Origin of the sequence: Haematobacter sp. (assembly GCF_032102465.1) — a bacterium.
In the GTDB taxonomy this organism is placed as follows: domain Bacteria; phylum Pseudomonadota; class Alphaproteobacteria; order Rhodobacterales; family Rhodobacteraceae; genus Haematobacter.
This window is the reverse complement of sequence record NZ_DAMDHB010000010.1, coordinates 53,004-69,717: the sequence shown is the minus strand read 5'-3', so window position 1 is coordinate 69,717 and position 16,714 is coordinate 53,004. Positions and strand designations below refer to the sequence as shown.

Sequence of the window (16,714 nt, the reverse complement as noted above, 5' to 3'; positions counted from 1 at the left end):
TGGCTGTCCCGAGTTCAGCGATATCCTGCTCGCCTGCGGCGTGTTCCGGCGCAAGGCGGTGTCTGTGCGATATCTGCGGCGGTGCCTTTCCTCTCCTGACGGCCATTCTGCCGATTGCGCTACGCATCGCGTGGGAGCGGGGCTCAAACGGCGGTGCATGATGACATTGCGGATGAGTTGAGCGGGTTACTGGCGTTTTACCACGGGTTGGAGGCCTGATTGTTCTGCGGCTGCGCCGCCGATCATTGCGAGACGGCTCAAGGCGCTTGTGTTGCGGATCGCGCCGCCCTATGCACCGATCTGTCTGGCGGATCTGGCCATCGCAGCAGCCTTCGCCCGAGCAAAGCTCATCGCCATGCTCTTCCTTTCGAACCTGACCCGGCCTTCGCGGAAAGTCGGCACAGGACAGTCGGGATGCGATGGCAGAGACCCGGGCAGGCTTGGATCGAGGCGATGGACGCAGCACTCACAGGCATCTTCCTTGCGCGGCGCGAGTCGCTGATAGCGACGGTTCTGCGCATTGTCGGCGACCGGCAGATTGCCGAGGATCTGGCGCAGGAGACCTATATCCGCGTGCATCATGCCGGAAAGCAGGCGGAAATCGAGAATCTCGACGCTTTTCTCCACCAGACGGCGCGGAACCTTGCCCGGGATCACCTGCGCCGTCGAACCGTGCGCGGGCATCTGGAGGCCGGCCGAAGCGCGGACCTGTCCAGCGTCGCCGCGGAGATGCCATCGAATGAAGACCTGATCGCGGCGCGCCAGCATCTTGGCCGGCTGTCCGTTGCTCTGAGCGGCCTGCCGCCACGCGTGCAATCCGTTGTGATCATGGCGCGACTGGAGAATCTGAGCAACCGGGCCATCGCAGAACGCCTTGGCGTGTCGGAGCGCACGGTCTTCAACGATCTGAAGCTTGCCATGGGGCATTGCCGCGACGCGCTGGCGCGGGTGGGCTGGCCATGAGAGGCCCGAATTTCCTGAGGCGGCGCCATCTTTGCCGGGTATCGGCCTCTGATGCGTCATATGATCAGAGAGCTCCGGTAGGAAGACGGTGATGGCAGAATCCGAGCCCGCGCAGGACTATACCCACGCAGACCCCGTCACCGATGCCGCGCTGGAGTGGCTCTTGCGGCTGCGCAACGACAGCGACGCGAACACGTCGGCGCAGTTTGAAGCCTGGCTGCGGCAGGACCCCCGCCATGCGGTGGAGTTCCGCGCCCTGCAGGCCCTGTGGGAGGGTCCCGAGTTTCGGGGGGCCGTCCGGTCCCTTCCAGCAAACCTGCCGGCGGAGCTTGCCCCGCGGTCGCGCCACTGGCGCAGGGCGGCGGCGGTTGCGCTGGTTGTGGTGCTGGGGGCGGCCGCCCTCCATACAGGTGATTTCCTGCTTGAACTGCGGGCGGATGCCCGGACCGACATCGGGGAAATGCGCGACGTCACGCTGCCGGACGGATCGCTCATGACGCTGAACAGCGACAGTGCCGTCGCGCTCGACTTCGATGGCGGAAGGCGCGCGGTTACGTTGCTCCGGGGTGAGGCCTATTTCGACGTGACGCACGATCCGGCCCATCCCTTTCATGTCAAGGGAGGTTTCGGCGGCGCCGAGGTCAAGGGCACGGCATTTTCATTTCGTCGCGAAGCGGACCGCGATGAGATCGTCCTTCAGCGCGGTCGGCTGGAGGTCGGCTGCGATTGCGCAGACCCTGCGCGTCTGACGCTGCTGCCGGAGCAGGCGGCGACGATCTCCCGTCTTGGTGCCGGCCCGGCCGTCGCGACGGACAGCGCGGGAAGGCTCGCCTGGCGGGCGGGGCGGGCGGTTTTCAGGGAAACCGATGTGGCAACGCTGGTCGCCGAACTGGATCGCTACTGGCCCGGACATATCGTTCTCGCGCGGGCGGGCCTGCGGGACATGCGGATCAGCGGCAGCTTTCGGCTGGACGACATTCCCGGCGCGCTGGCAAGCGTGGCGGCCGCGACCGGTGCGGGCACGATCAGCCTGCCGGGCGGTATCCTAATTCTAAGATAAAGAGTCGGAAATTTTTCCGACTCCTGCCTGCCCCTGCGTCTTTGATGTGAGAGACAGACGGATCGAACCGTCTGCCGCGCAGAAGCGAGGGATCAGGATGGCCGAAACAAAGAGGTTACGGCGGCATCGCCGCAAGCTGGCGTTGATGCTGACGACAAGTCTGGCAATCACCGGCGGAATTTTTGCGCCCGAGCAGTTACAGGCTCAGGCAACCGCCGTGCGGTTCGACATTCCGGCTCAGCCGCTGGGGAGCGCGCTGGATGCCTATGGCCGGATCAGCGGATGGAACCTCAGCTATACGCCGGAGCTGGTGCGGGGCAGGACCTCTGCGGCTGTCTCGGGTGCGATGACACCGGATGCGGCGCTGCGGGCGATGGTCGCCGGGTCGGGGCTTGAGGTCCGTGTGACCGCACCGGGATCGGCGGCGCTGGTCGGCGCGCCGCAGGCCGCGGCGGGCGAGGGGGACGGGCAGGTGCTGAACGCGGTCACGCTGACCGCCGCGCCGGGAACGGTGACGGAAGGCACCGGAAGCTGGACCACCGAATGGATGCGCTCCGCCACCGGGCTGGTGCTGAGCCAGAAGGAGACGCCGCAATCCACCAGCGTCATCACCGATGCGCAGATGAAGGATCGCAACATCACCACCATCGCCGAGACGATGGAGGCCGCGACCGGCGTTACCGTGCAAGCCTTTGAAAGCGACCGCATCAACTACTATTCGCGTGGCTTCCAGATCGACGCCTATCAGTATGATGGCGTGCCGATCCCGCGCGATGGCGCCTGGCAATTCGGCGACAATAACCCGGACATGGCGCTTTACGACCATGTGGAGATCGTGCGCGGCGCGACCGGCCTCATGCAGGGGGCAGGTGAACCCGGCGCCTCCGTCAACTTCATCCGCAAGCGTCCGACCGACGTGTTCCAGAGCAGCGCCGGCGTGTCGCTGGCCTATCCGAAGGGCGGGCGTGTCGAATCCGACATCTCCGGCCCGCTGAACGATGCAGGCAGCGTGCGAGGGCGGCTGGTCGGCGTCATGGACAGTCGGGACGGCACCCTCGACCGCTATCACAAGGACAAATACATCCTGTTCGGTGCGGTGGACGTCGATCTGTCCGACAGCACCGTGCTGAGCACCGGTTTGTCCTACCAGAAGACGGATGCCGATGGTGTCACCTGGGGTGGGCTCCAGCCATTCCACACGGACGGCGGCCTCATAGACTGGCCCCGGGGCACCAGCAACGGCGCCGACTGGACCTATGTCGATACCGAACGGACGGAGGCCTTTGGCTCGCTCGAACATATCTTCGAGAACGGCTGGACCGGGCGGATGGTCCTGTCCCATGTCAGGAACGACATGGATTCAAAGCTCGCCTGGATCTACGACATACCGGGCCGCCTCACCGGCGACGGGATGAGCGGCTACGGCACGCGCTACAACGGCGGCTATGAGCAGACCAACCTCAACGCCGTGCTGAACGGCGATTTCAACGCCTTTGGCCGGTCGCATCAGTTCGTTCTGGGCGCCATGGCATCGGACGGAGAGGGCACCTATTACGGCTACGGATCGGGGGAGTCCTTTCCGGTCAACATGTATCGCATGAACGGCCGCTACCCGGCGCCGGTGCTGTCGGATCGCCCGACCTTCACCGACGGGAGCAAGACGCGGCAATACGGGCTCTATGGCACTGGCCGGTTCAGCGTGACCGACAGTTTCAACATCCTTGCCGGTGCGCGCATCAACTGGTGGGACGGAGAGCAGAACGACGGTGAGAAGGTCACGGCCTCCTACAGGTTCTCCGGCGAGGTGACGCCCTATGTCGGCTTCACCTATGACATCAATCCGACCTACACCGCCTATGGCAGCATCACGAGCATCTACAAGCCGCAGCTGGTCCAGGATGCCGACCGCAACTATCTCGACCCGACCTACGGCTACAACTACGAACTCGGCGTGAAGGGCGACCTGCTGGACGGGGCGCTTCTGGTTTCCGGCGCGATCTTTCAGACCGAGCAGAAGGACGTCGCGAATTACGTCGGCTACGTCCCGGAGGAATTCCGCAGCATCTACGAGAGCATCGACGGCACCACCACGCGCGGGGTCGAGTTCGAGGTGGCCGGGGCGATCAACGACCGTTGGAACGTGTCCGCAGGCTACACCTTCCGCACGTCGGAGGACAAGGACGGCAAGGACCTCTATACCGACCAGCCGGAACATACGCTGAAGCTCGCGACCAACTACAGGCTGGCCGCACTGGAAGACCGGATGACAGTGGGCGGTGCCGCGCGCTGGCAGAGCAGCACCGAAAGCATGGATTTCGACGCCGATGACTCCGTCCCCAGCGTCCATCAGGACAGCTATGCCGTATTTGATTTCAACGCGTCCTATGACTTGGACGCGCGGACCGAACTCACTCTGAGCGTCAACAACATCTTCAACAAGAAATACTACGCCACGACCGGCTTCTACGACACGGTCGTCTATGGCGAGGGTCGCCGCGCTGAAATCGCGCTGCGGAAACGTTTCTGAACCGGATCGGATGAAAATAATGATGCGTTACAATTTCACGCGGAGCGCGCTGACCGCCATGGCCATCCTTCTTGCCGTTCCATCGTTTGCCAAGGACGGGTCAGCCCCTTTCGGCTTGCCGCAGATCGCTTCGGCCATGCTGAAGCAGGATCTGATCCGGGGCGCCTATGAACTGGTGGACCTGCCCGCGAACGGCACGCTTGCTGTCGGCTCCACGCCCAGCTTTGCCAAGGGCACGCCGGGTTATCTCGATTTTCTCGACCGGAATGACCTGCGCGCGATCCGGCGCATCGAACTGCCGCGTCAGGCATTCGCGCTTGGCGTGGACCGGGAACGCGGCCGGGTCTATGTGGGCAACACGCTGGACGGCTCGCTCAGCGTGGTGGATGCCGCAAGCGGCCTGCTCCTCGAGACGATCCAGCTGGGCAAGGCCGAGGGCGAAGGCTTCGAACATGTCCGCATGATCGAGGTCGATGAGGCCAGCGGCCGCGTGTTCGTCTCCAGCCCGTCCGAGACGGGAACCCTCTGGATCGTGACGCCTGCGCAGGACAACAAGGTTCAGCGCATCGATAACGCCGGGCTTTGGGCGGCGGGGCTTGCCTTCGATCCGGCAACCAACCGGGTCTTCCTGAGCGGCGGCGGCATCGATGAGATCGGCGTTTTCGATGCGGCGAGCGGCGAAAAAGTCAGTGCGTTTTCCACGGGAGACAGCACGGAGCCGGGGAAGGAGGGATCCAGGCACTTCTTCATCAATCTCGCACTGGATGCGTCCCGGAGCCGCCTGCTCGCCACGGACGGCAATACCGGTGCGCTTTATGTCTTCGACACGCAAAGCGGCAAGGTGGTAAAGACCGTGCCGATCGGCACCGGTGCTCTGGATGTGATCCGTGTGCCCGAAGCAGGGCTCGTCTTCGTCACCTACCGCGGCGCCAGCCATGACAAACCGGAGGGCACCGGCGGGCTGGTCGTGCTGGACGACGAAGATTATTCCCTGATGGCCAGCCTTCCGCTCGCGGCCCATCCCAACAGCCTGGCCCTTGCCGCGGACGGCCAGACGCTGTTTCTGACGGTGAAGGCGCCGCTCGAAAAGGAACACCCGCTCTATCGTGAAGGGGGGCTCGATTCCGTCCTGCGGTTTGATCTTGCGAAACTCGGGAAGGTGTTGCGCGAGCAACCGTAGAACGGTCTGGTACGGCCATGGCCTTTTGAACGTTCCATTTTAACAGGCCTGCCGAAAAAGTCCTGAAGTGTCATGCCTATGTGCCGGAAATGGATAAAGCGGCCCGGAAACGCCGGACGTATATGGATTTCCGGCTGGATTTCGTCAGATTGCGCACGATCTCCGCTCCAACCTAGGCCAAAAAGCCTTTTTCAGCAGCCTATTAAGGAAAGCCGGAATGGGAGCGCGCCGTCAGCCTCCGGACGCGCTTCCGACCCCTCCCGCATCCGCCCCCAACCCGGCCGCTTCCGGGTGGGGGCAAAGCGCGCCGTGCCGCATTTGACGACCACCGGACGGCCCGCCATCTGAAGACGCATTGCGGACACTCAAGACGCTCGCAGAATTTGCAGCCGGGGACGATCTGCGCGGGCGGTTTCCGGCTGCTTCAAAAGCCCTCGCCCATAGACCGGCCAGAATGGGTGCCGTCGCAGACGAGCGCCACGACGCAAGACGACCGTCCCCCGCCCGAGCGGCGGAAATCGGTGGGGCGAGACCGCAAGCGGTGAGCAGGGGCGGAGGTCAACACCATGAATCCCGGACAGGAAAAAGCACCGCGATCGGCACAAGCAACGGGGTGGGCTCGCCGTCCAAAATCCGCGCTTCCCCGTGGCCTTGGAACGTCCCGACGCAGGGTGCGTTGGTAGTCGGCGAGCGATGCTGCGCCCTGTCTTGCGCCTCGCTTACTTTGCAACATTGATCGAGGAAAGCGACATGGCCGACAAGACACTCGACACCCTGTTTCATGAAACCCTTCGTGACATCTACTATGCGGAGAAAAAGCTGCTGGCAGCGCTAAGGAAACTCGCGCGCGGTGCCTCGGACGCCGAGCTCAAGCAAGCCTTCACGGCGCATCGCGAGGAGACCGAGACGCATATCGAACGGCTCCAGCAGGTGTTCGAGATGATCGGCAAACCTGCGCGGGGCAAGACCTGCGACGCGATCGACGGTATCACCGCGGAGGCCGATGAGGTCATGGAGGAGTTCAAGGGGCAGCCCGCGCTCGATGCTGCCATTCTCGCCGCGGCGCAGGCCGCCGAGCATTATGAGATCTCGCGCTATGGCTCGCTCATCGCCTGGGCGGAGGCATTGGGGATGAAAGAGGCGGCGGAGCTGATGGGGCAGACCCTGGCCGAAGAGAAGGCCGCTGACCAGAAACTCACGGCGCTGGCCACCTCGGCATTGAACACGGCGGCGAAGGCGGCTGCCTGATTTTGAAAGGCCGCGATCCTCGCGGCCATTTCCCTTCTTGCTCGAAATGTGGAGCGGGGCATGGTGCTTGCGCCATCGATCCTGCAATTCGTCCCTTCCGGCTCTTTGAGGGGCAGGAAGAGACGGCATTTCCACAGATTTCGACAGCCGTTTCTCAGTCCTGCAAGTGTCTAGTCCCCCCTGGCAAATCAGGCGATCTCCATGTCCCGTGTCGTTGTGATATCGGATTTCTGCGCGCCGCTCCCGCCGCGGCCTTCGAGATGGACGAGCGCGGACTTCACACGCGCATGGCAGCGCGGCGGGGCGGTGACGGGTGGCTTTCCGCCCTCGCCCGTCAAGGGGGGATATCTCGAACGTCTGCCGCTGGCCTGCGTCGCCTCGGGGCTGGCGGAGACGGCAGAAGTCTGGTCCTTCTGCGGCAGCGATGATGCGCATTTCGACAGCAGGGCTTCGCTTGAAGAAGGCGCGCCCCCCTGCACGCCGTCGGACGCCCTTGTCCGGCGCGTGTTTCGCGCCGATCCTCACCCCGCCCCCTATGGCTCTTCCGACATGGCGGCTCATATCGCGGTGCATGGAGCGCCGGAGATCATGTGCGTCTGGGGCCTTGGGGTGACGAAGGATCTGCTGGACCTCTGCCGCGACAGTATCCTGATCTACAATTCCATCGACGCCCCCGCCATTCGCATCGTCCCCGAACTCTCCTCCTGCTTCGACATCTTCCTCACGGGGGCAGAGTGGCAAAGCGATGAGATCCGGCGCCGACACCCGGACGCCCTGTGCGCCGTCCTGCCCATCGGACCCGAATTCGCCTCGGATGAGACATTTTTCCCGACAGGGGCGGCCAAGGAATACGATGCCGTCTATGTGGCCGCCACGCAGCCCTACAAGCGCCACGACCTGCTTCTGGATGCGCTCGAAGCCCTCGGCCCGCAGGCGCGTGCGCTGTGTGTGGTCGGCTATGGGGACATGACGGACGAACTCACCCGGAGGGCGTGTGCACGCGGGTTGAACATCGACTGGACCGGCCCTGTCAGCCACGATGAGGTCAACACGCTTATCAACCGCGCCCGGGTGGGTCTGGTCTGCGGCCGGGACGACGGTGCCCCCGCCATCCTCACGGAATACATGCTGGCCGGCCTTCCGGTTCTGGCCAATGACCGCCTGGTCTGCGGCTTGCAGTACATCCGGCCCGATACCGGTGTTGCGGCGCCCGAAGCAGGCTTCGGGAATGCGCTGGCGCGGCTGCTGGCGGACAGCGGGAACCTTTCACCTCGGCAGGTCGTTCAGGGGCAATGGACATGGAAACATTCCATTCTTCGCTTTTCCCACCTCATCGATGAAGCCCGTGCACGACGCACCTTGAAGGTTTGGCGATAATGAACCTCGACTTCGCGAAGGAGAAGTTCAGCGCGACGCCGCTGATCTGCTTTTCTCACCTGCGCTGGGATTTCGTCCTGCAACGTCCACAGCATCTGATGGCTCGCTTCGCCGCGGAACGCCGTGTGTGGTTCTGGGAGGAAATGATCCCGACGGACCACCACCTGCCCTATCTGGAGTTCCACGCTTTCGACAACTCGGCGGTGCAGTCCATAAGGCCAAGGGTTCCGCAGAACTTCTCCCCGGAAGAAACCCGCAAGGCGCTTGCCGGATTGCTCGACCAGCTTGTGGCGATCACCGGGGCGCAGAACCCTGTGCTCTGGTTCTATACCCCGCAGATGTGGCCCTTTGCCGCCCGGTGCAAAGCGAGCGCGATCGTCTATGACTGTATGGATGAGCTATCGAATTTCCGCTTTGCGCCGGATGACCTGCAAAGCAACGAGGCGGCGCTGCTGCGTGCGGCCGATGTCGTCTTCACGGGCGGCTACAGCCTTTATGAGGCCAAGAGGGGCGATCACGACAACATCCATGCGATGCCGTCCAGCGTGGACTGTGCGCATTTCGCCGCCGCTAGGCAGAGATGTACCGAACCGCCGGACCAGCAGGATATTCCGCATCCGCGCCTGGGCTTCTACGGCGTCATCGACGAACGGCTGGACCTGAACCTGCTCGCGGATCTGGCCCGTGCCAGACCGCAATGGCAGCTCATCATAATCGGTCCGGTCGCCAAGATCGCGGAGGCGGATTTGCCGCGCTCCGCGAATCTGCACTGGCTTGGACCCAAGCATTACAACGAGTTACCCGCCTATCTCTCCGGTTGGGATCTGGCGATGATGCCCTTTGCGATCAACGAGGCGACGAAATTCATCAGCCCGACGAAGACCCCGGAGTATCTCGCGGCCGGGCTGCCGGTGGTCTCCACTCCGATCCGGGATGTGCTGCGTCATTATGGCGATCTGGATGCGGTGCAAATCGGGCGCGACGGGGGCGATTTCGTCAGGGCCTGCGAGACGACGCTCAAGATGCGCCGAGCGGGGCAGGGCTGGAGGACTGCGGCGGACAAGGTTCTCTCGACCATGAGCTGGGATACGACCTTCGCGCGCATGCGGGCGTTGCTGCATGCCGCCGAAACGCGGAGCCGGGAAGTGCCGGCGTCGCCGCGATTTCCCACGCCCGTGATGCGGCGGCGGTCGGCGCCATACGATGTGGTCATCGTCGGCGCGGGCTTTGCCGGCAGCGTTCTCGCCGAGCGTCTGGCAGAGGGCAGCGGGCAGCGGGTGCTGGTTGTGGACAAGCGCGACCACATCGGCGGGAACGCCCATGACCATGTGGATGCGGCCGGTATTCTGGTCCATCGCTACGGCCCGCATATCTTCCACACCAACAGCGAAGCGGTCGTGGCCTACCTGAGCCGGTTCACGCTCTGGCGTCCGTATGAGCACCGCGTGCTGGCTCAGGTCGGGGATCGGCTATTGCCGGTGCCGATCAACCGCAGCACGATTAACGGCCTTTATGGGACAGACCTGTCCTCGGCTGCGGAGGTCGCGGCTTTTCTCGCGCGGCAGGCGGAGCCGGTGGAAGAAATCCGCAACAGCCGGGATGTCGTGGTATCGGCAGTGGGACGCAGGCTCTATGAGACATTCTTTCAGGGCTACACCCGCAAGCAGTGGGGCCTTGATCCTTCCGAACTCGACAAGTCCGTCACCGCCCGCGTCCCCGTGCGGACCGACGACGATGACCGCTATTTCACCGACAGTTTTCAGGCAATGCCGATGGACGGCTACACACGGCTCTTTGAGAAGATGCTGGATCATCCGGGCATCGATGTCGTGCTGGGGCAGGATTTCCATTCAATGGAACAAGCGGAACGCGCCCGCCTGACGATATATACCGGCCCGATCGATGCGTATTTCGATCACCGTTTCGGCGAGCTTCCCTATCGCAGTCTCGGGTTCGACCACAGAACCCTCGACATGCGGCGGTTTCAGCCCGTGGGCGTGGTCAATTTCCCGCAGGAAAGTGTGCCATACACGCGTATCACGGAATACAAGCACCTCACGGGTCAGGTGCATCCCATGACCTCCATCAGCTACGAGTATCCCTGCGCCTCGGGTGAGCCCTACTATCCGATTCCGCGCGCAGAAAATCAGGAGCTTCTGCGACGGTATGAAAGCCTGGCGCGGGAGATGCCGGAGGTGATCTTTGCCGGGCGTCTCGGAACCTACCGCTATTACAATATGGATCAGGTCGTCGCGCAGGCTTTGGCGATCTATCGCCGCCTCGCGCCCCGCCTTGCCCCGACGCGGGCGGACAGCCGGGATTGAGAGCGATGCCGTCAGACACGCGTGAAGTGGTGATGGCGACGGACAGTCCCTCCCCGTCGGGGGTGGGTCGGCATATGCTGATCCTCGCCGGTTGGCTCGGTGCAGGCTGGCGACCGCGGCTTCTGTTCCCTGACCATGCGGAGGGTGCGGCGCTGGTCCGGGAAGCGCAGGGATTGGGCCTCAATGCCGCCGTGGTTGCGCCTGGCGGATGGGCGCGGGCATTCCGGGGCGCCGCCCTCGTCCATATTCATGCGGGGATCGGTTGGGAGGGCCACGGGCTGGTGGACCTGGCCGCAGCCGCCGGCAGCCGGGTCATCCGCACGGAGCACCTGCCCTGGCTCCTGACCGATCCCGAGGAAATCGGCGCCTACGCCCAAAGACTTGGCTCCCTTGCAGCCATCATCGCGGTGAGCGAGGAGGCCGCGCAGGGGTGGCGGGCGGCGCTCGGCGCGCTGGGTGTGGCACTTCCCGAAATCCATGCCGTCGCGAATGGAATCAACGCCCCGGCGGAGCCGCGAATTATGCCGGAGCGCCCCACCGTCCTCTGTGTGGCCCGGCTTTCACCGCAGAAGAACCACGACGTGCTGCTCGACGCATTCGCGGAACTGCGTCGTCGGATTCCCGCGGCCCGGCTCCTCCTTGCCGGGGAAGGCCCGGAGGAGGCCGGGCTGCGGCGCCGGGCAGAACGGCTCGGACAGGATGCCGTGCATTTTCTGGGCCAGCGGGAGGATGTTGCGCGCCTCATGGCCTCCGCCGATATTCTCGTCCTTGCCTCCGCCTTCGAAGGCTTGCCGCTGGTCGTGTTGGAAGCGATGGCGGCAAGAACGCCGGTGATCGCCACCCGGATCGGGGGCGTGCGCGAGGTGCTGGGCGATGACCACCCCTGGCTCGTTCCCCCCGGCGATCACCACGCGCTGTCCGATGCCATGTTCGACGCGCTGTCTGATCCCGCGGCGCGCGCCGCTGCGGCCGAAAGACAGCGGGAGCGATATGAGACCCTGTACACCGCCGATCGGATGGGTCGGCAAACCGCCGCGCTCTATGAACGTTCCGTTTCTCCCTTTGTCACAGGTACCGCCATGACGACACGACTCGGTTTCATCGGCGCGGGCGGCATTGCCCATCGCCATTTCGAGGTGCTGGCCCAGATGGAAGATGTGCGCATCGCGGCCATCGCTGATCCCGATGCCGGGCGGGCTGCAACGGCGGCTGCGGCATTGGGCGCGGAAGCCTTCCCGGACCACGAGGCCATGTTGGCCGGCATTGAACTGGATGCGGTGTTCATCTGCGTGCCGCCTTTTGCCCACGGCGCCGCGGAAAGGGCCTGTCTGGCGCTGAATCTGCCGTTTTTCGTGGAAAAACCGGTGACGCTCGACCTTGATCTTGCGGAAGAGCTTGCTGGCGAGATAGAGCGACGCGGTCTGATCACTGCGGTCGGCTATCACTGGCGCTACCTCGACACGGTTGAGGCCGCGCGGGCGCAACTGATGCGGAATCCCGCGCATTTGATGACGGGTTTCTGGCTCGATCAGACCCCGCCGCCGCTATGGTGGTGGGACGAGGACCGCTCCGGCGGGCAGATGGTCGAACAGGCTTCTCACATCATAGATCTCGCCCGCTTTCTAGCGGGTGACGTGACCGAGGTCTTTGGCGCCACGGCACGGCGCGACCGCGACGATTTCGGGGGTCTTTCCGTCGCAACCGCGAGCGCCGCGACCCTCCGGTTCGCCTCCGGCGCCATTGCCAACCTGTCCGCCACCTGCCTTTTGCGATGGAACCACCGGGTGGGTCTGCATGTGTTTTCCGATGGGCTGGCCATCGAAATCACCGACCATGACGTGATGATCGACGTGGGAAAAGGCCGGCCGGTGCGCCCGGCGCAGGGGGATCCTGTCTGGCGCGAGGATCGCGATTTCATCGATGCGGTACAGGGCAAGTGCAATCACATCCGCTGCCCCTATGGAGAGGCGCTCAAGACCCATCGCGTGGCCCATGCGGTTGCCCGCTCCGCCCGTGAAGGCGAAATCGTCAGGATGGAGGTGCTGCGGGCCGACCCGCAGCCCTTTTTTCGTGTCTCCGCTGCGCAAGGCGCCCCTCTTGCCCCATGAACACCGACAGATCCGCAGCCTCGGCATCGAACGTGCGGGGGTTCCCTATTTCTTCGCCTATGACGAAGGCCCCGCTCCGCCCGGGCAACTGCGGCTCGACCTGATGTTCACGGGCCTTTCCGCCGGGACGGAGCTGACCTTTCTGAAAGGGAGCAATCCCTACCTGCATTCCCGCTGGGATGAGGAGCGGGGCGTATTCGTCGAGGGCGAGCCGTCCCTGAATTTCCCCGTCAACTTCCTTGGCTATATGGAGGCTGCCCGCGTGGTGGAGGGGGCCGCCGGTTTTGCCGGGGGAGATGTCGTGGCAACGACCTTCGGCCACAAGAGCGGCCACACCGCCGATCCCGCGCGCGATCTTCTGCTGCGCCTGCCGGCGGACCTTGACCCGATACTCGGCATTTTTGTCGCGCAGATGGGGCCGATCGCGGCCAATGGCATCCTGCATGCCGATGCAGAGGAGTTCGGCAGCGGTCCGCCGTTTCTCGGGGCCGGTGTGGCGGGTCGGTCTGTTCTTGTCTGGGGCGGGGGGACCGTGGGGCTCTTCTGTGCGCTATTTGCCCGGCGGGCAGGGGCGCGGGACATCGTCGTCGTTGACCCATCGCCCTTCCGTCAGCGGATCGCACAGGCGATGGGCTTTGAAGCCATGACGGAGGATGCGGCCTGGCAGCATGCCAAATCGGCGTGGTTCTCCCGCCTCGGGGGGCGGGGCGCCGAGGTCGTGTTTCAGACGCGGGCACGATCGGAAAGCCTGCAACTCGCGCTTCGTGCGCTCCGCCCCCAAGGGCTGCTGATCGATCTGGCCTTTTATCAGGGCGGCATGGCGGACACGCGGCTGGGGGAGGAGTTTCACCACAACGGTCTGTCGATCCGCTGTGCCCAGATCAACCGGATGCCACGGGCGCTGTCCCACAGCTGGGACCAGCGGCGTCTGGCACAGGAAACGCTGGCCCTGCTGGCAACGGAAGGCGCGCTGATCCGCTCCCGAATGATAACGCATGTCGTTCCTTTCGACGACGGTCCGAGCTTCCTTCGCGACCTCATCGAACACCGCCCCGACTTTCTCCAGATCGTATTCGAGCAGAGTTCATGAACGAGACCGCTCCCCCTGTCCGCGCCGCGGATGACCGTATGTCGGCCAATGAAACCCTTGCCGCCATGGCAGCGGCGGAGGCGTTTCCGCAGCCGCATCCCGGCGCGGGGGTCATCAGGATCCTGTGGGTCTTTGCCTGGCTGGTGGTTGGCGGGGAGGAGACGGAGGTGCGCCTCATGGCGCGTCATCTCGATCCGCGTCGGTATCGCATCGTGGTGCTGCCGTGCTTTCGCAAGGAAGGGATGCCTGAACAGACCCATCAGCAGTTGCTGGAACTGGGCGTGGAGGTGGACACCCGCGCCTATGAGATGAGTTTCGAGGACACAGTCAGCTACCTGCGCCTGCGTATGGCAGATGCCGATATCGTCATTTCCTCGCAGAACGTGGCCGACATCTATCCGGCCCTGGAAGGCATGGCGCGGCGTCCGCCGCTCATCGAGCATGGCGGTCTGGTGGAGGAGGCGCTGGCCGGTCCCAAGCATTTCACCAGCCGATATGTCGGCGTCTGCCAGTCGATACGTGACGCCGCCGCTGCCCGCATGCCCGGACGAGAGGGTCACGCCCTGGAGATCCCTTCGATGGTGGATCTGACGGAATTCGGTGCCACCGCCCTCGCGGCAGGGCGGGCACGGCTGAGGAAGGCCTTCGGGATCGCAGAGGGAGAGGTGCTGATCGGCTGGATCGGAAGGCTCGATCGCAAGAAACGCGTGGAGGATTTCATCGAGGCCGCGCGCCTGTCCACCGCCGGAGCGGGGGGCATCATGTTGCGCTTCATGGTGGTCGGTGGACCGGACGCCTTCATGCCGGACTACGAACAGGAACTGCATCGGCTTGCCGCGCGGGCAGGGCTGACAGGGCGCCTGTTCTTCACGGGGGATCGCAAGGACATCCCCGACCTGTTGGCGGCGATGGATGTCCTTTGCTGGCTTTCGCGCGGAGAGGGCATGCCCCATGTCATCGCGGAAGCAGGTGCCGCTGGTCTGCCCGTCATTGCCACGCCGGACAACGGCGCCCTGCAGCAGATCGTGGACGGCGCATCCGGCATCTTCGTGCCCCATGAAGAGCCCGCGGAACTCGCGCGTCAGATCTTGCGCCTCGCGCGGGAGGAGGGGGAACGGAAGCGGCTCGGCTCGGCCCTTCGCCGCCATGTCCATGCGGCCTACAGCGTGTCTGCCGTGCTGCCGCAGTGGGAGCGCCTGTTCACCGAAGTCCTAGAGGGAGTGCCGCCCGCCCCGGACCCCTCGACGTTCAAAAGCTTCATTCTCGGCGGTTGGGAATCCTCCACCCATCGGCGTCGGGATGGAAAGCGGCTCGATCTGATCGCGGACACCGGGCATGATGCCGATGCGGCTGCCGATTACCGGCAACTCGCCGCCCTCGGCATCCGGTCGTGCCGCGACGCGCTCCGGTGGCATCTGGTGGAAACCGCGCCGGGACACCACGACTTCTCCAGCTTCCTGCCCATGCTGCATGCCGCCCGCGACACCGGCACCCAAGTCGTCTGGGACTTGCTTCATTACGGCTGGCCCGATGATCTGGATATCTGGGCGCCCGAGTTCGTGACGCGGTTCGCCCGGTTTGCCCGCGCTGCGGCCCGGCTGATGAGGGACGAGACGGATGCCGCCCCCTTCTGGTGCCCCGTCAACGAGATCAGCTTCCTTTCATGGGCAGGGGGAGATGCCCGCTATCTCAACCCGTTCGCCGCCGGTCGCGGATTTGAACTCAAGGTGCAACTGGCCCGCGCCGCGCTCGCCGCGATGGCCGAATTACGGGCGGCTGACCCGCGGGCACGGTTCCTCACGGCCGAGCCGCTGATCGCGGTTCATCACGACCCGGCAAAGCTCCGGCCCTATTGGGAGGCTCGGGGTCATCATGAGGCGCAGTTTCAGGCGTTCGACCTGCTATCGGGCCGACTTTGGCCCCAGATCGGCGGCGCGCCGGAGTTTCTCGATCTGGTGGGCGTCAACTACTACTGCAACAACCAGTGGATCCATGCAGGCCCTGTCATCGACGTCGATCATCCGGCGTATCGTCCGCTTTCCGACCTGCTGTTCGACGTTTCCGCGCGCTATGATCGTCCGATCGTGGTGGCGGAGACCGGAACCGAGGGCAATCGGCGCGGCCCGTGGTGCCGCTATATACGGGAGGAAGTTGTCCGGGCGCGGCAGAGGGGGATCCCGGCGGAGGGCGTATGCTTTTACCCCATTGCCGATCACAAGGGTTGGGACGATGAGCGTATCTGCCCGAACGGACTTCTTGGATACCGCCGCGGACAAGGGGGGAGGGAAGTGAACACTCCTTTCATGCGACAGATTGAGCAGAAGTGGGCCGTTTAACACCCTCATTGGGCTGGGAAATCGCACCGCTTCCAGATTGCGGTGGTTTGGCAAGCCGCAAGCATGCTATCCCTTTGGCATATGATCGCCGGAAGCGTTCCTGATGGAGTTTCTCAACGGATGGCGCAGGAACCGGGCTGCTGATCGGCGCTTGGAGGCCCGCTTTTTGTGGCTGTCGTCGATTATCCGAAGACCCTCGTCCGGGGTTTGCGCGGCTCACGAAGCGATACTTCTTCCGCCACTGATGCCGCCGACCCGGCGGCGTTCCTCAACCACTGGCGGGAGTCAGGGGGAGGCAATGCCTTCCCGGGAGGTCCTCCTGCGGTCTTGGGCAAGCCCGGGTTGCTCATGCCAGAAGTGTGGCGGACGGTAGGCGCCGGGGGACGCCGCTCCGGCGCGGGGCTTCCGCAACACCGCTGCTACGGCAAACCACCGACAATCGTCGCACTCGCAACGCTTTGCCAAAGGGCGGGCTCTTCCCATATGCCTGAAGTGCGTACA

General features: G+C 64.3%; 10 protein-coding genes. All 10 read left to right on the top strand.

Going from position 1 to position 16,714, the window contains the following annotated elements:
- Positions 1 to 453 precede the first annotated feature (453 nt).
- The 10 genes from RT513_RS08745 to RT513_RS08700 all read left to right on the top strand — a co-directional run bounded on the left by RT513_RS08745 (position 454) and on the right by RT513_RS08700 (position 16,213).
- Positions 454 to 963 carry a sigma-70 family RNA polymerase sigma factor gene (locus RT513_RS08745; protein ID WP_313533916.1) on the top strand — a complete coding sequence of 170 codons (510 nt, stop codon included), beginning with the start codon at positions 454 to 456 and terminating at the stop codon, positions 961 to 963.
- A gap of 91 nt (positions 964 to 1,054) precedes the next feature.
- A complete protein-coding gene (locus RT513_RS08740) occupies positions 1,055 to 2,023 on the top strand; it encodes a FecR domain-containing protein (protein WP_290686569.1) in 969 nt (322 codons plus the stop codon).
- 145 nt (positions 2,024 to 2,168) lie between these two features.
- Positions 2,169 to 4,550, top strand: a complete 2,382-nt coding sequence (locus tag RT513_RS08735) for a TonB-dependent siderophore receptor (protein WP_313533915.1) — start codon at positions 2,169 to 2,171, stop codon at positions 4,548 to 4,550.
- 22 nt (positions 4,551 to 4,572) lie between these two features.
- Entirely contained in the window at positions 4,573 to 5,730 is a 1,158-nt protein-coding gene (locus tag RT513_RS08730; RefSeq protein ID WP_313533914.1) for a YncE family protein, read from the top strand.
- Between the two features lie 750 nt (positions 5,731 to 6,480).
- The gene (locus RT513_RS08725; RefSeq protein WP_290686575.1) at positions 6,481 to 6,978 is read left to right on the top strand and encodes a ferritin-like domain-containing protein; all 498 of its coding nucleotides are present in this window, start codon (positions 6,481 to 6,483) and stop codon (positions 6,976 to 6,978) included.
- Between the two features lie 201 nt (positions 6,979 to 7,179).
- Positions 7,180 to 8,355 carry a glycosyltransferase gene (locus tag RT513_RS08720; RefSeq protein WP_290686577.1) on the top strand — a complete coding sequence of 392 codons (1,176 nt, stop codon included), beginning with the start codon at positions 7,180 to 7,182 and terminating at the stop codon, positions 8,353 to 8,355.
- Positions 8,355 to 10,679, top strand: a complete 2,325-nt coding sequence (gene glf, locus RT513_RS08715) for a UDP-galactopyranose mutase (RefSeq protein ID WP_290686579.1) — start codon at positions 8,355 to 8,357, stop codon at positions 10,677 to 10,679. The genes RT513_RS08720 and glf overlap by 1 nt, the downstream gene beginning before the upstream one ends.
- A gap of 5 nt (positions 10,680 to 10,684) precedes the next feature.
- Positions 10,685 to 12,787 carry a glycosyltransferase gene (locus tag RT513_RS08710; protein ID WP_290686582.1) on the top strand — a complete coding sequence of 701 codons (2,103 nt, stop codon included), beginning with the start codon at positions 10,685 to 10,687 and terminating at the stop codon, positions 12,785 to 12,787.
- Positions 12,777 to 13,877, top strand: coding sequence for a zinc-dependent alcohol dehydrogenase (locus RT513_RS08705; RefSeq protein WP_290686584.1), 1,101 nt, complete (start codon positions 12,777 to 12,779; stop codon positions 13,875 to 13,877). The genes RT513_RS08710 and RT513_RS08705 overlap by 11 nt, the downstream gene beginning before the upstream one ends.
- Positions 13,874 to 16,213: a glycosyltransferase family 4 protein gene (locus tag RT513_RS08700; RefSeq protein ID WP_290686586.1), complete on the top strand. Its 2,340-nt coding sequence runs from the start codon at positions 13,874 to 13,876 to the stop codon at positions 16,211 to 16,213. Before RT513_RS08705 ends, RT513_RS08700 begins: the two co-directional genes overlap by 4 nt.
- Positions 16,214 to 16,714 lie beyond the last annotated feature (501 nt).